Origin of the sequence: Luteibacter sp., from assembly GCF_009912395.1 — a bacterium.
Classification (GTDB): Bacteria; Pseudomonadota; Gammaproteobacteria; order Xanthomonadales; family Rhodanobacteraceae; genus Luteibacter.
On the sequence record NZ_WNDO01000004.1, the window covers coordinates 58,706 to 79,169 of the forward strand.

A 20,464-nucleotide genomic window follows, 5' to 3' on the forward strand; every position below is an offset into this window, starting at 1 on the left:
CACCGCGGAGGGGAAGGGGAAACACCACGTTTGGACGTCCGGACGGCCGTAGGCTGCCCGGTCGCCAGGGACTACGCGTCCGCCGCGTCGGCGACGGACTGGCGACGCGGCGCGCAAGGCGCGCCCGCGCATCTTTTCGCTCATGAGCGGACACTGGGAGGAAGTTTGTCGTGAATACCATCTACAGCAAGGTCTGGAACAAATCGCTTGGCATCCTCGTCGTCGCCTCGGAACTGGCACGGGCGAACGGCAAGGGTGGCGCCTCCCGACGCCTGCGCGCCGCCATGGCCGCACTGCCCCTGGCTGCCGGCGTGATGCTGGCGCTGGGCAGCTCGCCCGCGCAGGCGGGTAATGTCTGCGGGGGCTACCTGCTGGGCATCCAGGGCAAGGGCCCCGTCGCCAAGGGCGACGACGCCTTCGCCTGCGGTACCTCGTCGAAGGCCGCGGGCGATTACGCCACCGCGGTGGGAACGGATTCGAAGGCCAGCGGTGGCTACAGCGCCGCCCTCGGCCAGGACGCGCAGGCGACCGGTGCCTTCTCGACGGCGCTCGGCCAGTCCACGCGCGCGACCGGCACCGATAGCGTGGCCGTCGGCCAGGACGCGCTTGCCAGCGCAGTGTCGAGTTCGGCGTTCGGCCGTGGTGCGCGCGCGACGGCGAAGGATTCGGTCGCCATCGGCGACTCGTCCATCGCCAATCGTGCGGGCACGGTGTCGGTGGGTCGTAGCGGCGCCGAACGCCAGGTGGTGAACGTGGCGGATGGCTCGCAGGCCACCGATGCGGTGAACAAGCGCCAGCTCGACAAGGTGTCGGGTAGTGTCACTGGTGTGTCCACGCGCGTGGACCAGTTGTCATCGTCGGTTGCCGGTGTCTCCGGTCGCGTCGATACGCTGGCGAGTGCCGTGAGCGACGCCAGTCATTACGTCAGCGCGGACGGCGCGAATGACGGCAGCGACGACGCGCAGGCGAGCGGCAAATACGCGACGGCCATCGGTTCGGGCGCCTATGCGGGTGCCAACGGCGCGAGCGCGATCGGCAGCGGCGCCGTGGCGACGGGACAGCAGTCCACGGCGACGGGCTATGGCGCCGTCGCGGGCGGACAGAACAGTGCCGCCTACGGTGCGGGCGCTCAGGCGAATGGACCGGGTAGCGTCGCCGTCGGCGGCGTGGCGGTGGATGCAAGCGGCAATCCGCTGATCACCAACGGTGGTGTGCCGGTGGATACCGGCGCGACCAGCGCGGGCGTGGGCGGCACGGCCGTGGGCGCGAGCTCGCAGGCGGGAGGTTTCGCTGCATCGTCGCTGGGCGTGGGCGCGTATGCGTCGGGTGCGCAGGCGACGGCGGTAGGCGCAGTGGCAAACGCCACCGGCGATCTGTCCACGGCGGTCGGCACGCAATCGGTCGCGGCCGGCACGCAGTCGCTTGCGGCCGGCGTAGGTGCCACCGCTTCCAGTGCGAACGCGACGGCCCTCGGTGCCGGCACCAGCGCGTCGGGCGCAGGAAGCATCGCCATCGGCGGTGGCGCGGAAACGGGTTTCTCGCTCTTCGGCCTGGAAAGCCAGAACGCGATCGCGCTCGGCACCGGTAGCTGGGCGCTCGGCAACAACGCGACGGCGCTGGGTGCGAATGCCTGGGCGACCGCCGATAACTCGGTGGCGCTCGGCGCGGGTTCGCAGGCAACGCGTGCCAACACCGTATCCGTGGGCGACAAGGGCAAGGAGCGCCAGGTCACCAACGTGGCCGCGGGTACGACAGGCACCGATGCGGTGAACAAGAGCCAGCTCGACGCGGTGGCGAGCAGCGTCAGCGACGCGAGCCACTATTTCAAGGCCAACGGCAACGGCGACGGTTCCGATGATGCGCAGGCCAATGGCCAGTACGCGACCGCGTCGGGTTCGGGCGCTTACGCGGGTGCGAACGGCGCGAGCGCATTCGGCAGCGGTGCCGTCGCGACGGGACAGCAGTCGACCGCGACCGGCTATGGAAGCGTGGCGGGCGGGCAGAACAGCGCCGCCTACGGTGCCGGTGCGCAGGCGAACGGCATGGACAGCGCGGCCGTCGGTGCGAACGCCGAAGCGTCCGGCGCGCGGTCGACGGCGACCGGCGCGAACAGCGCGGCGTTCGGTGACGATTCGACCGTGAACGGCCACGGCGCCATCGCCGACGGCACGGGCACGTCGAGCTACGGCGCGGGCAGCTATGCCAGCGGCGATTACGCCACGGCGGTAGGCCAGGGCGCGGTGGCGCAGGGCCAGGGTTCGTCGGCGATCGGCAGCGGCGCGAGCACCAATGCAAACTACGCGACCGCGGCAGGCTATGGGAGCGTCGCCTCCGCGCAGAACAGCTCGGCGTTCGGCGCTGGCGCACAGGCGTCGGCCAACGGCACCACGGCCATCGGTGGGCAAGCGCTGGACGAGGACGGCAATCCGCTCATCACGTACACGTCCACCGGTGAAGCGGTCGGTCCGGCCAGCGCGTCGGGACTGGCGGCGACAGCGGTGGGGGCGAGCGCGCAGGCCGAAGGCAAGTACGCCACGGCGTTGGGCACGGCAGCGTTCGCGCAGGGCGAGCAGTCCACCGCCAGCGGCTTCCTCGCGCAGGCTTCGGGTAGCGGCGCGACGGCCACGGGTTCGCAGTCGTTCGCCGATGGCGACCTGTCGGTGGCGACGGGTTATGGCGCGTCAGCGTATAGCGCGGGGGCGACGGCCATCGGTGGCAACGCGAGCGCGGCGGGCGCGGGCAGCATCGCCATCGGCAACGGGGCGGAGACGGGCTTCGGCCTGTTCGGCATCGAGAGCGCCAACGCGATCGCGCTCGGCACCGGCAGCTGGGCACTCGGTGACAACGCGACGGCCCTGGGCGCGAATGCTTGGGCACTCGGCGATAACTCCGTGGCGCTCGGCGCCGATTCGCAGGCGACCCGTGACAACACGGTCTCCGTCGGCGACAAGGGCAAGGAGCGGCAGATCACCAGTGTGGCGGCGGGCACCGAGAACACCGACGCGGTGAACAAGGGCCAGCTCGACGCGGTGGCCAGCAGCGTCAGCGACGCGAGCCACTATTTCAAGGCGAATGGCAATGGCGACGGTAGCGACGACGCGCTGGCGAACGGCCAGTATGCAACGGCTTCCGGTTCGGGTGCCTATGCGGGCGCGAACGGTGCCAGTGCCTTCGGCAGCGGCGCGACGGCGACCGGACAGCAGTCCACGGCGACCGGTTACGGCGCGGTGGCGACGGGCCAGAACAGCGCGGCGTATGGCGCGGGTGCGCAGGCGAACGGTCCAGGTAGCGTCGCCGTCGGCGGCGTGGCGGTCGATGCCAGCGGCAATCCGCTGATCACCAACGGCGGCGTGCCGGTGGATACCGGCGCGACGAGCGCGGGTGTCGGCGGTACGGCAGTGGGCGCGAGCTCGCAGGCTGGCGGTTTCGCCGCGTCGTCGCTGGGTGTCGGCGCGTATGCGTCGGGCGCGCAGTCGACGGCGGTGGGTGCTGTGGCGAACGCCACGGGCGATCTTTCCACGGCGGTGGGCACGCAGTCGGTCGCGGCCGGCGCGCAGTCGCTTGCGGCGGGCGTGGGTGCCACGGCGTCGAGCGCGAACACGACAGCGTTGGGTGCGGGTACGAGCGCCGCTGGCGCGGGCAGCATCGCCATCGGCAGCGGCGCGGAGACGGGCTTCGGTCTGTTGGGCATCGAAAGCGCGAACGCGATCGCGGTAGGCACGGGTAGCTGGGCGCTGGGCGCGAACGCGACGGCGCTGGGTGCGAACGCCTGGGCGACGGCGGCCAATTCGGTGGCGCTTGGCGCGGGTTCGCAGGCGACACGTGCGAATACGGTGTCGGTGGGCGACAAGGGCAAGGAGCGTCAGGTCGTCAACGTGGCGGCGGGCACGACGAGCACCGACGCGGTGAACAAGGGTCAGCTCGACGCGGTGGCCAGCAGCGTCAGCGACGCGAGCCATTACTTCAAGGCCAACGGCAATGGCGACGGCACGGACGACGCGCAGGCCAGCGGCAAGTACGCCACGGCGGCCGGTTCCGGCGCGTATGCCGGAGCGGAAGGCGCCACGGCCACCGGTAGTGGTGCGGTGGCGACGGGTAGCCACGCCACGGCCAGCGGCTATGGCGCGGTGGCGACCGGACAGAACAGCGCGGCCTACGGTGCGGGCGCGCAGGCCGACGGCCCCGGCAGCATCGCCGTCGGCGGCGTCGCGGTGGACGAAAACGGCAATCCGCTGATCACCAACGGTGGCGTGCCGGTCGATACCGGCGCCACGACGGCCGGTGTGGGTGGCACGGCTGTCGGCGCCAGTGCACAGGCCAGTGGCTTCGCGTCGTCGTCGCTCGGCGTCGGCGCCTATGCGTCGGGTGCGCAGGCGACGGCGGTCGGTGCTGTCGCGAACGCCATCGGCGACCTGTCGACGGCGGTGGGTACGCAGAGTGCCGCGACCGGTGCCAGCAGCGTTGCCGTCGGTGAAAGCGCGCAGGCCACGGGTGCGGAAAGCGTCGCGGTGGGCGGCAGCACGTTCTTCGGCTTCATCCCGGCGCAGGCCACGGGGACCGGTGCGGCGGCGTTCGGCGCCGGCGCCTGGGCCACGGCCGACTACGCCACGGCCCTGGGCTGGAATTCCTATGCCAGCGCGGTGAACAGCACGGCCGTCGGCCAGTCGGCGACCGCCAAGGCGGCCAACAGCGTGGCCCTTGGCGCGGGCTCGCAGGCGACTCGTGAAAACACGGTCTCCGTCGGTGACAAGGGGGCAGAGCGCCAGGTGAGCAACGTCGCCGCCGGCACCGAGAACACCGATGCGGTGAACAAGGGCCAGTTGGACGCCGTGGCGAGCAGCGTCAGCGACGCGAGCCACTACTTCAAGGCGAACGGCAACGGAGACGGCTCGGACGACGCCGAGGCCAGCGGTCAGTACGCCACGGCGGCAGGCTCCGGTGCGTATGCCGGTGCCGAAGGCGCCACGGCGACGGGTAGCGGTGCGGTCGCGACCGGTAGCCATGCCACGGCCAGTGGTTACGGTGCCGTGGCGACCGGCCAGAACAGCGCGGCGTATGGCGCGGGTTCGCAGGCGAACGGTCCGGGCAGCGTGGCGGTAGGCGGCGTCGCCGTCGATGCCGACGGCAAGCCGTTCATCACCAGTGGTGGCGCTCCAGTGGATACCGGTGCGACCACGGCGGGCGTGGGCGGTACGGCCGTGGGCGCCAGCGCCTCGGCCAACGGCTTCGCCGCCACGTCGGTCGGCGTCGGTGCCTATGCGTCCGGGTCGCAGTCGACCGCGCTGGGCGCGGTCGCCAACGCCACCGGCGATAACGCCACGGCGGTCGGTACGTCCACGACGGCTTCCGGTAATGGCTCGGTCGCGGTGGGTGGCCCGGCCGACCTCGGCGGCCTTCAGGTGTATACCGGCGCCACGGGCGCCAGCTCGGCGGCCTTCGGTGCGGGTGCGCAAGCCACGGCGGACTATGCCACCGCCCTCGGCGGCATCACGGGCGCCGAAGGCGTCGGCAGCACGGCCGTGGGTTACTTCGCCTACGCGCCGGGCACCAACGCGACGGCGCTGGGCATCAATAGCTGGGCATCGGGTGCCAGCAGCGTTGCGGTGGGCGACAACTCGACGGCACGCGGGGCCAATAGCGTCGCGCTGGGTTCCAACTCCCTGGCCACCCGTGCCAACACCGTGTCCGTGGGCGACAAGGGCAGCGAACGCCAGGTGACCAATGTTGCCGCCGGCACGCAGGGCACCGACGCGACCAACGTGAACCAGCTCAACGCGCTGTCCGACAGCGTCAGCGCGGCGAAGCACTACGTCGCGGCGACGGGCGCGGGCGACGGCTCCGACGACGCGAAGGCCGCCGGCGGCTTCGCGACGGCGACCGGTGCGGGCAGCAGCGCCGCCGGCGACCTGTCCACGGCGGTAGGTGCGCTGGCGTCGGCGAGCAAGGAATCGACCACGGCTATCGGCGCATCGGCGAACGCCGCCGCGGCGAGCGCCACCGCCATCGGCGACAGCGCGCGTGCGCTGGCGGCCAATTCGGTGGCTCTCGGTGCGGGTTCGACCGCCACCCGCGCCAATACGGTGTCGGTAGGCAGCGCGGGCAACAACCGGCAGATCACCAATGTCGCGGCCGGTAGCCAGAACACCGACGCCGTGAACCTGGGCCAGCTCAACACCGCCCTGTCCAGCGCGTTCGCGGGATCGTCCAACGCCGCGGGCAACGCGGTGGCGATGGCGCTCGGTGGCGGTGCGACGATGGGCGCCAACGGTTTCGTGGGCCCGGTCTACCGGGTGCAGGGCGGCAGTTACCAGACGGTGGGCGACGCGGTGGGCGCGCTCGACGGGGCCTTGAGCTCGCTCAACAACCGCGTCGGCAGCCTCGAGTCGAAGTCGTCGGGTGGCACTAGCCTGCCGGGCACCGGTCCGGTGCGTCGCAACGCGGTCGTCACGCCGATGGCGGCCAGCGCCGCCGCGGTCGGTGCCTCGTCGGCGGTGGCCGAGGCGGCACCGGTGGCTCAGGGGACGCCGACCGCCGCCGGAGCGCCGGTCGCGGTCAGTCCGCAGGCCATCGTCGAGGGTACCGGCAACGGCACGGCGATCGGCTCGGGCAGCTATGCCAAGGACACCACCGATCTCGCCATCGGCAACAACGCCAGCGTGGGCGCCGACAGCAGCACGGCGGTGGGCACCGGAGCGACGGTGACCGCCACGGCGACGAACGGTGTCGCGCTGGGTGCCGGTTCGGTTGCCGACCAGGCGAATACGGTGTCGGTGGGCAACGCCACGGCCCAGCGCCGGATCACCAACGTCGCCGCCGGCACCGCTCCCAGCGATGCCGCCACGGTCAGCCAGGTGGATCAGGCGGTGGTCACGGCGCAGTCGTACGCCGATCAGGGCGATGCCCGCACGTTGCAGAGTGCCAAGGCCTATACCGACCAGAAGTTCGGCGATGTGGTGAGCGGTGGTGCGTTCGACGAGTACAAGCGAACGGTTGATCATCGCTTCAATAACCTCAACGACCGCCTCAACAAGGTGGGCGCGATGGGCGCGGCCATGTCGCAGATGGCCTTCAGCACCCAGGGCGTCAACGGCGATAACCGCCTGGGCGTGGGCGTCGGCGGGTACAAGGGGCAGGGTGCCCTGTCGGTGGGTTACTCGCGGGCGCTGTCGTCGCACGCCAGCCTGACCTTCGGTGCCGCCGTCAGCGGCAGCGAAACCTCGGGTGGTGTCGGTGTAGGCGTAGGCTGGTAATCGTGTAGGCGGCGGCCTCATGGCCGCCACCGCTTACGGGCTTTGTCCAGGACGGGCGCGGCTTGGACGGTTCCTGCGTCCTCTTCAGGAACGTGACGGCCGCGGTCGCCCTCGACGCACGGTATGTGCTACCAATAGCGGCCCGCGTGGTCAGGAACGAACACGCGACCCAATGCACTAACGGACCGTGAGGATGGCATGTCTGCGATGACCGAGCATAAGGACATGCTTACCGGGGAACCCGGTGAAGCCCAGGTGTGTGCGCACCTGGTGGCACATGGGAGGTTGAAGGATACCGACCTGGCGCGGGCGCGCCGTCTCCACGACGAAACGCCCGAAGGCACGCTCACCGCGCTCATGGCGCGGCTGGGGCTGGTATCCGAACGCGACCTCGCCGACGCGTGGGCCGATCTGCTCGGTCTGCCGCTGCTTGCCGCCAAGGACGCCCCCGACCTGCCGCCGGCGGATACCGAGCTTTCGCTACGTTTTCTCAAGCAGTACCACGTGGTCCCCGTCCGCGAGGGCGAGGAGGGCGTGGCCCTGCTGGTCTCCGACCCGGCCGATCCTTATCCGCTCCAGGCGGTACGCCTGGCCACCGGGCGCGATGTCCAGCTGCGTGTCGGACTGCGCTCGGAAATCGACGACCTGATCGAGCGCTACTTCGGTCAGGGGCGCTCGGCCATGGGCAGCATCGTGGAAAGCCTGGATGGCAACGCCGCCGTCGAGGACGACGTTGAGCATCTTCGCGACCTCGCGTCCGAGGCGCCGGTGATCCGCCTGGTGAACCTGATCCTCCAGCGTGCGGTCGAGCAGCGCGCGTCCGACGTGCATATCGAACCCTTCGAGAACCGGCTCAAGGTGCGCTACCGCATCGACGGCGTGTTGCACGAGGTGGAGGCGCCGCCTTCCAGCTCCACCGCGGCGGTGATCTCCCGCGTGAAGATCATGGCGCGCCTGAACATCGCCGAGCGCCGCCTTCCGCAGGACGGCCGCATCCAGTTGCGCGTGCAAGGCAAGGAACTCGACCTGCGCGTCTCCACCGTGCCGACCAGCTTCGGCGAATCCGTGGTGATGCGTATCCTCGACCGCGAGTCGGTCGTGTTCGACTTCGAGTCGCTGGGCTTCACCGACAATTTCCGCGACCGCTTCGTCGAGGTGCTCGATCGGCCGCACGGCATTCTCCTGGTCACCGGCCCCACCGGTTCGGGCAAGACCACCACGCTCTATACGGCGCTTTCGCAGATCAACACGCCGGACGTGAAGATCATCACGGTCGAGGACCCGGTCGAATACCAGATCGAGGGCATCAACCAGATCCAGGTCAAGCCGCAGATCGGCCTCGACTTCACTGGCGCGCTGCGCTCGATCGTCCGACAGGATCCCGACGTGATCATGATCGGCGAAATGCGCGACCTGGAGACATGCCGCATCGCGATCCAGTCGGCGCTTACGGGCCATCTCGTCTTGTCGACGTTGCATACCAACAGCGCGGCAGGCGGTATCACCCGATTGCTCGACATGGGCGTGGAGGATTATCTGCTCGGTTCCACCGTCAACGGCATCCTCGCCCAGCGCCTTGTGCGCCGGCTCGATCCGGAGACCGCGATCCCCTACGAGGCCATGCCCGAGGTGATCGAGCAGTTCCAGCTCGACAAATACACCGACGAGCGCCCCATCCGCCTGTGGAAGCCGGGCTCCAGCGCGATCAATCCCACGGGCTACCGTGGTCGTCGCGCGATCATGGAATTCCTGGTGATGAGCGATCCGCTGCGACGCCTCGTCATGCAGCGTGCCGACGCCGGCGAAATCGAAAGACAGGCGCGTGCCGAGGGCATGCGCACGATGTACGAGGACGGTCTCGCCAAGGCGGTCATGGGCGTAACCACCATCGAGGAGGTCCTGCGCGTCACGCAGGATTCCTGACACCATGAGCCAGTTCCGTTATCGAGCGATCAGCGCCGTGGGCGAAGTGCTCACCGGCCGCATGGAGGCGGCCTCGGTCGAGGACGTGGTCGCTCGCCTGCAGGACCAGGGGCATACCCCGCTCGAAGCGGCGCCGGCCGACGGCGATTCCTCGGGCGGCGGACTCGCCGCACTGTTCCGCAAGGGGCCGTTCACGGGCGACCAGCTGGCCCAGTTCACCCATCAGCTCGCCACGTTGCTTGGCGCAGGGCAGCCGCTGGATCGCGCGCTGGGTATCCTTCTCGACCTGCCCGAGGGCGAGCGTGCGAAGAAACTCGTGGAGCGCATCCGCGATTGCGTTCGCGGAGGCACCACGCTCTCCACCGCGTTGGACGAAGAAAACGGCGTATTTCCACGGCTCTACATAAGCCTCGTCCGCGCGGGTGAAGCCGGCGGTTCGCTGGATGACACGCTGCGTCGCCTCGCCGACTACCTGGAGCGTTCGCAGGCCCTGCGCGGCAGCATCATCAACGCCCTGATCTATCCCGCCTTCCTCATGGTCGGCGTGCTGGGTTCGCTTGTGCTGTTGCTTGCCTACGTCGTGCCGCAGTTCGTGCCGATCTTCGCGGACATGCAGGTGCCGATCCCGGTGATCACCCAGGTGGTGCTCGCGATGGGTACCGTCATCAGCGACTGGTGGTGGGCGATGGCGCTCGTGTTCGTCGTGTTGGGCGTGCTTCTGAACCTGCGCCTGCGCGATCCGGAACACAAGCTGGCCTTTCATGCGCGCATGCTCACCATGCGGGTCGCGGGCCCGCTTTTGCTCAAGGTCGAGACCGCGCGCATCGCGCGCACCCTGGGGACCCTGCTCAAGAACGGTGTGCCGCTGCTGTCGGCGCTCTCCATCGCGCGCCAGGTCACCGGCAACCGCGCACTCGACCAGGCGCTGGAGCAGGCGGCCGAACGCGTCAAAGGTGGTACAGGACTCGGTAGCGCGCTAGGCCAGACCGAGCGCTTTCCGCGCCTCGCCCTACAGATGATTCAGGTCGGCGAGGAGGCGGGTGCGCTCGACACCATGCTGCTCAAGGTCGCCGACACCTTCGATGTGGAAGCCAAGCGCGCCATCGACCGCCTGCTGGCGGCGCTGGTGCCTGCGCTGACCATCGTCATGACCGTCATGGTCGCTTTCATCATGGCGGCGATTCTTCTGCCGCTGCTCAGCCTCACCAGCAACATCAACTGATCAAACCGTTCCAAGGAGAGCTTGCCCATGCGTACGACACGTACCCTCCGACACAGCCACGCCCGCGGCTTCACGCTGCTGGAAATGCTCGCCGTGATCGTCCTGATCGGCATCATCGGCGCCATCGTGGTGACCCAGGTCGGCAAGAACGTCGACAAGGGCAAGTACGGCGCGGGCAAGGCGCAGCTCACCACGCTCAGCCAGAAGATCGAGAACTACGCCCTCGACAACGGCACGCCGCCGCATGAACTGGGCGATCTGGTGGCCAAGCCCGCCGACGCTTCCAACTGGCAGGGCCCGTATGCCAAGGAATCCGACCTGAAGGATCCGTGGGGCCATGCGTTTGGCTATCGCTATCCGGGCGAGCACGGCAATTTCGACCTGGTCTTCTATGGCCAGGACGGCAAGGCCGGCGGCGAAGGCTACTCCGCCGACGTCGGCAACTGGCAGTAATTCGTAAGGACGGCAAGCACGGCCATGCGCGCGCGCGGTTTCACGCTGTTCGAAATGCTGGCCGTGATCCTCCTGATCGGGATCGCGGCCGCCGCCGTGTCCATTCCCATCAGCCAGGGGCTGGCCAGTGCGCGCGTGAATGCTGCCAGTGGTGAACTGGCGGCGGCGTTGCGCTGGACGCGCGCGCAGTCGATCGTGAAAGGACAGAGCCTCGCGCTCGAGGTGGACACCTCGGCGGCGACGTATCGCGCGCCGGGCAAGAGCGACGTGAGGCTACCCAGGGATATGCGCGTGTCGATCACCAGCGCGCGCGAAGACCAGGCCAATGCCACCACCGATCGCATCCGTTTCTTTCCCGACGGTAGTTCCACCGGGGGCCGGGTAACCCTCAAGCGGGGGCAGCGCGAGTGGCATGTCAACGTGGCATGGCTCACCGGCGCGGTCAGCGTGGTGGATACCAAATGAGGCGCGCATCCAGGGCGCCGACGATCAACAGGGGGATAGGTTCGCGGCAGCAAGGCTTCAGCCTCCTTGAAGTGATCGCCGCGATCGCGGTGCTCGCCATCGCCTTCGCCGCGCTCATGCAGGTCGCCGGCAGTTCATTGAGCCTGACGGCCCGCGCCAACGAGCGCACGCAAGCGGCTTTGCGCGCCCACACGCTGCTCGACAGCGCGTTCGTCATGGACCCCGTCCAAGAGGGCGAAACCGAAGGGCGCTTCGACGACACCTATCGCTGGCGCATGAACGTGTCGCGCTACCAGCTGCCAGACGTACGTCCGGCGGACGACGGCGTATCCAGCCCGATCTATCGTCTCGACCTGGACGTCATCTGGGGGCGTGACGACACCGAGCGCCATGCACGCTTCTCGACCCTGCGCATGGGTTCGGCGGGAGGTGGCGGATGAAGACCTCCCGCGGCTTCAGCCTGATGGAAGTGCTGGCGGCGCTGGCGCTGCTTTCCATCGTGCTGCTCGGTGTCTATTCCGGCATCAGCACGGCGACGCGTATCGTGCGCAGTGGTGACGACGCGATCCAGCGCATGGACGAAATCCGCTCCGCGCAGACCTTTATACGCGAAGAGCTGGCTCAGGCCCTGGTCATTCCGTTCGGTGAAACCGACGACGGCGATCCGCTCATCTTCACGGGCGACGCGACCACCGTCCGTTTCGTCGCCCCCTTGCCGGGCTACCTGTCGCGCATGGGCGCGCAGCTCATCACGTTGCGTCTGGTGGACGACGACGATCGCGGCGATCACCGGGGGCGCAAGCGCCTCGAGGTCCAGTTGTCCTTGCTGCCGCCCGACGGCGACGATCCCAAGCCACTCGGTGATCCCGAGGTGCTGCTCAAGGGCATCGGCAAGGGTAGCTTCACCTATCGCGGCCTCGACGAACAGAATCGCCCCACGGACTGGCAGGACGAGTGGGGCGACAAGCGGCGCACACCGTCCCTGGTGCGCGTACACCTGGAGGTCGAGGGCGGCGTGGCGTTCCCTGATCTCATCGCGCCGATCCGCATCGATCCGTCGGCGTCGCGCAATGGCTTCTTCTCGTCGCGTTCGCACGGGCAGGCACTGCGATGAGGTGGCGGCAGCAGCGGGGCGTGGCCCTGCTCATCGTCCTTTGGGGCTGCACGCTGCTGGCGATCATGCTCGGCGGTTTCGCCGCGCTGGCCCGCACCGAAGGCCTGCAGGCGCGATACCAGTTCTCGCAGGCCCAGGCGCATTACGCCGCCGAGGCGGGACTCGTCCGTGCGGTCGCGGGGTTGCAGAGTCCGGACATCGATTCGCGCTGGATCGCCGACGGGCGCGTCTACAGCTTCGTTTTCGACAACGCGAAAGTGAGCGTCACGATCACCGACGAAGATGGCAAGATCGACCTCAATGCGGCATCCGATGACGTCCTGACCGGCCTGTTCAAGGCGGTCGGCCTGCCTGACGACCGGGCCAAGCATCTTTCGGCGGCAATCCAGGACTGGCGCCGCCCGGGCGACGCGGCATCGCCCAATGGTGCGAAAAAAGCGCAATACGATGCCGCCGGACTCGGGTATGGTCCTCGCAACGGACCGTTCGCCACGGTGGAGGAAGGGCGCATGGTCCTGGGCATGGACCAGGAGCTATGGACCAAGATTGCGCCGGTTCTCACGATCTGGTCCGGTCGCGAACGGCCCAATACGGAACACGCCCCGCCGCTGGCGCTCGCCGCCATTCCCGGGCTGGGCTCCGCCGGCGTGCAGGCGATCCTCTCGCAGAGGGCGCAGGCCAACGGTGCGGCCGTATCCGGTGGCAACGGTGTCACGCACACGATACGAACGGAAGCGATCCTTGAAGACGGGACGAGAAGTTCCCTGACATCAACGATCCGGCTACGTGGGATAAGATCGGGAAACCAGCCCTACGCCATACTGCGTTGGCGCGAAGGAGATGCAGAATGACCGCCCTGCAGGACGCCTCACAGCTGCAGCTTGAACGCTTGCGCCGCGCATGGCGAGGCAGTCCGTTGCCCGGCTTTTTTCGTTGGTGGGGAGGCGAATTGTCGGCCCTGGTGCCGGTGCGCTGGCGCCATGCCTTCGGTGGCGGTCAACGCTGGTATGCCGTCGAGCGCAAGGAAGACGCCTGGGTATTGCGTCGGGTAGGCGAATCGCTGCCCCTGGCCACGGCCGACGACATCGATGGGGCCGAGCATCGCCAGGCCTTGCTGTCCCGCGCGCTCGCGGAAGCCGATCCCGCCGATCGCCGAGTGGCTCTGCTGTTACCTGCGGGGCAGGTGCTTCGCCGTCGACTCGTGTTGCCGGTGGCCGCGCGCGACAACCTGCGTCAGGTCGTCGGTTTCGACCTCGACCGGCAGACGCCTTTCCGTACCGAAGACATCCATTTCGGCGTGCGTGAACTCGGCGAAGGTGGCCCGGAAGGGCGCTTCGTCGCCGAACTTGCCGCGACACCACGCCAGTCCCTCGATGTCCAGCTTGATGAACTGGCCGGGCTTGGTATCGCGCCCGATCGCGTTGACGTTCCCCAGGGCTACGGCCTGGCCGGCATCGACCTGCTGCCACCGGCGCGCGCCCCCCGTCGCGTGGATCGACGCAAGCGCCTGAACATGGCGCTGATCTTCGCCATCGTCGTCCTGTTGTTCGGTGCCATGGCGATGTGGTTGCACAACCGCAACCAGGCGTTGGAAACCATGCGTGCGGAGGTCGAGTCGCTGCGTACCGACGCGCAACGCGTGAAGGGCTTGCGCCAGCGGTTGACGGAAAGTGCGGGTGCGTCGGGTTTCCTCGCACGTCGCAAGACCGAATCGCCGTCGATTCTTCCCATCCTTACCGAACTCACTCAGCGCCTGTCCGACGACACCTGGCTGGAGCGGTTCACCGTGAACGCGACGGGGCAGATCGGCTTCCAGGGGCAAAGTCCCCAGGCCGCGCGCCTCATCGATGCGCTCAAGGGGGCGAGCGCCATCGGCGAACCCAGCTTCCAGGGCACGATCCAGACCGATCCCACATCGGGCAAGGAGCGTTTCTACATGCAGGCCAAGGCGCTGATTCCAAAGCCTGGCGCACCGGCCCACTCCGCGGCGAAGCCTGCACCTGCAAAGGCAGCAAGCGCACCGGCTCCCGGATCTAGTGCGGCGCCGAAGGCTGCAAACGCCGCACCTGCGAAGGCATCCACGGTGGCTACGCGGCCGTCACCCACCGCAGCGGCACCCGCAAGAGCCGCCACGGTCGCAGCGCCTGCCACCAAGGCCAAGGAGAACGCCGGTGCGCATGAAGCCAAATGAATCGCGGATCGCTGCGATCCTCCTGCTTATCGTCGTGATCGTGGTCGGTTACTTCGCGCTGGTCCATTGGTGGTTCGTCGCGCCTCAGCTGGCGATCGCCGACGAGATGACCGATCTACGCGATACCCAGCGTCGTTTCGCGGCCGCCATTGCCGAACGTCCGCAGCTTGAAAAGCGCCTGGCGTCGCTGGAACAGGGTCAATCCAGCAGCGACGCTTTCCTTGCCGGCGATGACACCAACGCCGCGGCGGCGGGACTCATGCAGCGTATCGTCGATGTCGCCGCCGCGCACCATGAGAACGGGGCGTGTGATGTCGTGCAGAAAATGCCCGTGCCCAGCCAGGAAAAAGCCGGCGAGCCGTATCGCAAGGTCACCGTCAACATCAGCCTGCGTTGCCAGATGCAGCCGATGACGGCGGTGCTCCACGATATCGAGGAAGCCACGCCGTATCTGTTCATCGAAGACTTCAGCATTTATCGCAATCCCGTGGCTGCCCGCGCGGGAGGCGCGGCACCGATGGAAGTGCAGTTCACTGTCTCCGGTTACATTCATGCCGCGCGTGCGCCGGCCAAGGCGGCATCATGAACGCGGCCGATCAACGACGCCTGACCCCGATCCTCGGCGGTGTGGCACTCGCGCTGGCCGTCGTCTTTGGTGTGTTCGCCATGGGTGTGGGCCGTGGCGTGCATTGGGACGATCCCTCGCCGCCGGAAGCGCTGCCGCCCCTGCGCGCAGCGGCGATGCCGACGCCAACACCGATCGCCCAGTTCGTCGACGTCTGGCAGCGCCCGTTGTTCATGTCGGATCGCAAGCCGGTGGCAGCGGCCGATGGCGACGACTCGGCCAGCAACATCGGCGATCTCGAATTGACCGGCATCATCATGACCGCAGGCCTGCGCATTGCGCTCCTGCACGACAAGGGCAAGGACCTCACGGTGCGCGTCAAGGAGGGCACGCCGCTCGGCGATGGCCACTGGACGCTCGCGACGCTCAAGCCGCGTAGCGCCGTGTTCGACAACGGTGGCGATCATCGCGAGCTTACGTTGAAAGTGGCCGCACCCGATCCGTTGGCCAATGCGCAGCAGGGTCAGAAGGTTCCGCCCATGCCGGGCCAGCCGCCGACGCCTCCCCGCCAACCGTCGCCGCAGCAGGACAACGGTATCCATATCGAGCAGCAGCCAGCATCGGGTATCGCCGGTCCCGTGCCGCCGCAGCCAGCATCGTCCGGTACGCGCCAGGCACCCCCGCGCCAGGATGACCAGGCCTTGCAGCAGGCGCGCATCGAGGCGCTCAAGCAGGCCGTGCAGCGTCGTCGCGCCGAACAGCAGAGCCAGCAACACCAGGATTCGCAGTAATAAGGAACGGCGCCTTGTGCGCCGTCATGGATGACAAAGGAGTACACCATGCAACGTCGCACCCTCGGTGTGGCCGTGCTTTCGGCCATCTTGGCGACGGCCTGCGCGCCCCAGGCGCCCCGCCCCTATGACAGCAGCCTCGAGCGCGAAGCGCTCGCCGGTACCGAGCGCCCCGTACCCAAGCCGCTGCCGCTGGCTGACGCCGACGCCACGAACGACACCGCATCTGCCCTATCCCCCGCTACGCTGCGCGGCACTGGCCGCTTCGTCCAGCCGCGAGGCCTGGAGAAGCCGCGCGCCAGCATCGGCGGTGAAGGGGCGGTAACACTCAACTTCGAGAACCAGCCGGTCGAAGCCGTCGTCAAGGCGATCCTCGGCGACCTTCTCGACATGAACTATTCCATCGCGCCGGGTGTGATGGGTTCCGTCTCGTTTTCCACGTCCAAGCCGGTACGCAAGGAGGACGTGCTTTCCATCCTTGAAACGTTGCTTGGCTGGACCGGTAACGCACTGGTCGAAGACAAGGGGCGTTACGCGGTCATGCCGTCCTCCTACGCTGTTGCGGGTCGCGTCGTGCCACGGCTGAAGGCTTCGTCATCTCGCGCGGGCATGAGCGCGAGGTTGTATCCCCTGCGCTATGTGGCGGCACCGGAAATGACGAAGCTGCTGCAGCCTTTCGTTACACCCGAGTCCATCCTTTTGACCGATCCCGCGCGCAACGTGCTCGTACTGTCGGGTACGCCCGAACAGCTCGCCAACTATGGCGAAACCATCGATACCTTTGATGTGGATTGGGTCAAGGGCATGTCCGTCGGCGTATTCAGCCTGGACAACGCCGGCGTCGGTGAAGTGATGCCGGCGCTGGATTCCGTGTTTGGCCAAAAGAGTGGTGCGCCGGTCGCCGGTCTCGTCCGTTTCATTCCCATCCAGCGGACCAACGCCATCGTCGCGATCGCCACGCGTGCCGAGTTTCTGGATCAGGTCGGCGAATGGATCGATCGCATCGATCACGGCGGAGGTAGTGAACCGCGCTTGTTCGTCTACGACGTGCGCAACCTGGTGGCGTCGGATCTCGCCCGCTACGTGGGAAATATTTTCGGCGCGTCGGTCGCTGCGGATAGCCCATCGTCGGCGACGGTCGTACCCGGGTTGTCGTCGGCCACGCTCGATGGCGACGGCGGCGGTCTGGATGCGCCGTCGCAAGGCGAGGACAGCGATCCCGATTTCTTCAAGCCACCCGAGGAGGTGTCCGCGCCAGCGGCCTCATCGCGTAGCGGTGGCTCGCGATCCTCGGGCATCCGTGTCACGGCGGTGGACGCAAACAACCAGCTGATGATCCATGCGCGACCTTCGCAATGGGCGCAGATTCGCCAGGCGATAGAGCGCCTGGATGCCGTGCCGTTGCAGGTGCAGATCGAGACACGAATCCTGGAGGTGACGTTGCGGGATAATTTCCGCTTCGGCGTCCAGTGGTACCTCGAGGGCCTGGCGGGTGGCGATGGCGAAGTAGCCCAACCCGGCAACAAGCAGCAGTGGGCGCTGGGCAGCGCGACCAAGGACGCACTCCGTCCGGATACGTTCTTCTATTCGTTCGTGAACTCCGATCTGCAGGTGGCGCTGCGGGCTATGGAACAGAATACGAATACGAAAATCCTTTCCGCGCCATCGCTGGTGGTGGTCAACAATCGTAAGGCGAAGATCCAGGTCGGCGACCAGATTCCCGTCACGCAGACCTATGTCAACACCGGTGTAGGCAACGGCAACCAGGTAGGTCAGGTGGAGTACAAGGACACGGGCGTAATCCTCGAAGTGCGCCCGCGCGTCAATCCCGGCGGATTGGTCTACCTCGACGTGGTGCAGGAAGTCAGCCGTGCCGATCTGGTGGGTCCGGGGTCCAATGCGCCCATCGTCAAGCGCAAGCTGAATACCCAGGTGGCCGTACAGAGCGGACAGACGGTGTTGCTGGGTGGTCTCATCCGAGACATGGATTCGGAACAGCATGCCGGCGTGCCCCTGTTGTCACGCATGCCAGTGATCGGACGGTTGTTCGGGGAGCAAAGCAAGGAAGGTATGCGTACGGAACTCCTGGTTCTCATCACGCCGAAAGTCATCACCAGCGGTGAAGACGCGAAACGTGTTTTCGACGAGTACCGACGCACATTCCGTTCGCTTCGCCCCCTGGATTCGGAAGTGGTCGACCGAGATGTATTGAAGAAGGACGTTCGGGAGGGATAGACGTCAGTCAAAGCGAAGGCCCGCGTTCCTGTCGGATGACGGAACGCTGCTGCTTTTTCGCAGTGGACACGTGTGCCGCCACCGATATCCCGTGATCCCCGGCCGAGCTCAAATGGGCGATTGATGCCAAGGGATATCGGTATATGACTACGGCTACGCCATCACGGGTGCTTCGATCTTTCGTGGCGTGCACGGCGCTATGTTTCATGGCCGGTGGGGCGTCAGCGTCGCCCACCGGTGCCAGGTATTACACGCCAGCCAGACCTGGCGATGTGTTCGGGGAGTGGACGCTTCATCGCATGGCCATGCTGTCGCGAGCCGACCTCGGTAGTGTCTGGCCCTTTCAGCACGATAGCGTCTGGGTGGAGGAGTACCTGGACAGTCCGGGGTCCATCTACAGTGACCTGCATGTCGGCATGTTCATGTGGCAGCGAGGCGATGGCCCCAGGGGCGAAGCCGTCTTTCCGGAAAAAACATCGCAGAAAGCGCGTGCGATCGCATGGGACCTGGGCCTGACCAAGGCACTTCCGGGCTGGCAGGCCCTCACGGATGCATCGGCATCCGTGTACACCTATTACGCACCGTATCTAGGCGCCAACCTCAGCAAGGCGGGGGTGCTTCCAACGTACTACGAGAAGGCGTACGAACTGTACGGAAACGAGGTCTATGCGATCACGGCGGAGTTGGCGGTGGCGTTGCAGATACTGCACGAGTGGGTCGAGGCGGTTCCCCCGCAGGATCGCATCGAACAGGGAATCTACGCCGATGTGCTGACGCGGTTTGAATCTGCCACATCCATGGATCAGATCCTCGAAGCTGATCTCACCTACTTGGCCGATATCCTGCGTGGGGAGCTCTCGCTGTGGAGAGGCGGTGGGCTTAATACCTTCGGCATTCGGGAAATCCCGACGCCCTTGCGCATTGCCCGCGTTGCCGCGGCCTTTGCGACTAGTCAAGGCGGCTTTCGCGCCTGCAAGGCGGATGGCAGCCATGATCCTCAGTACGCGGGAGCGATTCCGGAGCAGACGCAGACACCGATCTGCCCGACCGATGCGACCGATCGAGCGGTCTATCGCTGGTATCGCGCGTTGCGCGAGAAGCAACTCCATCGACCGGCATCAGAGATTGACGACATGGCACGGGCTGCTCGCCTGGTCGATGCCTTTGCCGACATCAAGCCGGCGTGGGCGGGCGCTTTCTCTGGCAAGGCGCTCGATTGGTCCAACCATGCGGAGATCATCGAAGCCCAGGTGGCCGTGGCTGGCGATCCAGCCCGCGATACGGAGCTGGATTTCTACCGACTCGTCGAGCGAGCCAATCTGATTATTTGCAGGAGTTCGACGCGATGATGAGTGTTATCAAGTCGACAAAAGTCGTGTTTTGCGGTCTATGCCTGCTGGCTTCCCTGGTAGCGGGCGCTCACCCCGTACTGAAGCGCAAGATCCACGACGATCCGCGAGGAACGGTCACGGCGCGTGTTCTGGCTGCGTTCACGCCCCATGCCCGTGCAGCGGGCCTCTGGTACTTGGCGGCGTTGGAAGGGCGGCGGGTCGACACGCAGGAGTTCACCGCGTTTTCCCAGCAGTTTGAATCGGCGACCTTCGTGAGCGCCACATACCAGTACGAGATCGACGGGACGTCATATCGTCGCGTATACCACGCACGATCGGGATGGAACGAGCCGCGGCTGGGTATTCCCGGTCTACGTGCGGTGCGCGACTACAGCGCTTATTTCGAGGCCTCCACCGATGTCATTGCATGGGACCGGACTCCGCCTCGTCATAGTACGGTGACGGCGAGGCCCCTGGACGACGGACGCGCCGCCAACGCGCGGGATCGCGATGCGGAACTCAAGATTGCCCGACAGATCGAGCGGGACATCCGCAATGGGAGAGTCCGCGCCGGTGGCTATCTGGCCGTGTACTCAAGCCAGGAGCCCTGTGCATCATGCGAGCCCGCGTTGCAGGCGCTATCGGACGCGAGGGGTATCCGGGTGCATGTGGCGTTTCTCGGTCGGCAAAGTCCCGCGTATCGCACGTTCGATCGCCTTCGCCACCAACATATGACGACGATTGAAGTCTCCGTCAACGGGGGGCAGATCCATGTGCTGAACCACAATGCGGCGGTGATGGACCAGGTACCGGCACCGGTCGATTGCATGGAACCGGAGAACCACGAGGATCTGAACGAAGTTTGATATCGCGGTACCCGCAGGACGGCGAAGGAGCGATCGGGCGCCGCCTTGCGTAACATAG

At 67.0% G+C, this 20,464-nt stretch carries 14 protein-coding genes; all 14 read left to right on the forward strand.

Annotated features, from left to right (window positions below; all coding sequences use genetic code 11):
• Positions 1–170 precede the first annotated feature (170 nt).
• Positions 171–7,250 (forward strand): ESPR-type extended signal peptide-containing protein, encoded by a 7,080-nt coding sequence (locus GAK28_RS05765; protein WP_291776097.1) that lies wholly within the window; start codon positions 171–173, stop codon positions 7,248–7,250.
• Between the two features lie 207 nt (positions 7,251–7,457).
• Positions 7,458–9,173 (forward strand): type II secretion system ATPase GspE, encoded by a 1,716-nt coding sequence (gene gspE / locus GAK28_RS05770; protein WP_291776099.1) that lies wholly within the window; start codon positions 7,458–7,460, stop codon positions 9,171–9,173.
• Positions 9,174–9,177: 4 nt separating this feature from the next.
• A complete protein-coding gene (gene gspF / locus GAK28_RS05775) occupies positions 9,178–10,395 on the forward strand; it encodes a type II secretion system inner membrane protein GspF (protein ID WP_291776102.1) in 1,218 nt (405 codons plus the stop codon).
• 27 nt (positions 10,396–10,422) lie between these two features.
• Positions 10,423–10,848: a type II secretion system major pseudopilin GspG gene (gene gspG / locus GAK28_RS05780; protein WP_291776104.1), complete on the forward strand. Its 426-nt coding sequence runs from the start codon at positions 10,423–10,425 to the stop codon at positions 10,846–10,848.
• A 24-nt stretch (positions 10,849–10,872) separates the two neighbouring features.
• The gene (locus tag GAK28_RS05785) at positions 10,873–11,313 is read left to right on the forward strand and encodes a GspH/FimT family pseudopilin (protein ID WP_291776105.1); all 441 of its coding nucleotides are present in this window, start codon (positions 10,873–10,875) and stop codon (positions 11,311–11,313) included.
• A complete protein-coding gene (locus GAK28_RS05790) occupies positions 11,310–11,753 on the forward strand; it encodes a prepilin-type N-terminal cleavage/methylation domain-containing protein (RefSeq protein WP_291776107.1) in 444 nt (147 codons plus the stop codon). Before GAK28_RS05785 ends, GAK28_RS05790 begins: the two co-directional genes overlap by 4 nt.
• Positions 11,750–12,427, forward strand: coding sequence for a prepilin-type N-terminal cleavage/methylation domain-containing protein (locus GAK28_RS05795; protein ID WP_291776109.1), 678 nt, complete (start codon positions 11,750–11,752; stop codon positions 12,425–12,427). Before GAK28_RS05790 ends, GAK28_RS05795 begins: the two co-directional genes overlap by 4 nt.
• Positions 12,428–12,447: 20 nt before the next feature.
• A complete protein-coding gene (locus GAK28_RS05800) occupies positions 12,448–13,278 on the forward strand; it encodes a type II secretion system protein GspK (protein WP_291776111.1) in 831 nt (276 codons plus the stop codon).
• A complete protein-coding gene (locus GAK28_RS05805) occupies positions 13,275–14,618 on the forward strand; it encodes a type II secretion system protein GspL (RefSeq protein WP_291776112.1) in 1,344 nt (447 codons plus the stop codon). Before GAK28_RS05800 ends, GAK28_RS05805 begins: the two co-directional genes overlap by 4 nt.
• Positions 14,605–15,204, forward strand: coding sequence for a type II secretion system protein GspM (gspM, locus tag GAK28_RS05810; RefSeq protein WP_291776114.1), 600 nt, complete (start codon positions 14,605–14,607; stop codon positions 15,202–15,204). The genes GAK28_RS05805 and gspM overlap by 14 nt, the downstream gene beginning before the upstream one ends.
• Entirely contained in the window at positions 15,201–15,974 is a 774-nt protein-coding gene (locus GAK28_RS05815; RefSeq protein WP_291776116.1) for a general secretion pathway protein GspN, read from the forward strand. The genes gspM and GAK28_RS05815 overlap by 4 nt, the downstream gene beginning before the upstream one ends.
• 48 nt (positions 15,975–16,022) lie before the next feature.
• Positions 16,023–18,209 (forward strand): type II secretion system secretin GspD, encoded by a 2,187-nt coding sequence (gene gspD / locus GAK28_RS05820; protein ID WP_291776118.1) that lies wholly within the window; start codon positions 16,023–16,025, stop codon positions 18,207–18,209.
• Positions 18,210–18,508: 299 nt separating this feature from the next.
• Positions 18,509–19,558, forward strand: a complete 1,050-nt coding sequence (locus GAK28_RS05825; protein WP_291776120.1) for a hypothetical protein — start codon at positions 18,509–18,511, stop codon at positions 19,556–19,558.
• Positions 19,558–20,406: a deaminase domain-containing protein gene (locus tag GAK28_RS05830; protein WP_291776122.1), complete on the forward strand. Its 849-nt coding sequence runs from the start codon at positions 19,558–19,560 to the stop codon at positions 20,404–20,406. Before GAK28_RS05825 ends, GAK28_RS05830 begins: the two co-directional genes overlap by 1 nt.
• Positions 20,407–20,464 lie beyond the last annotated feature (58 nt).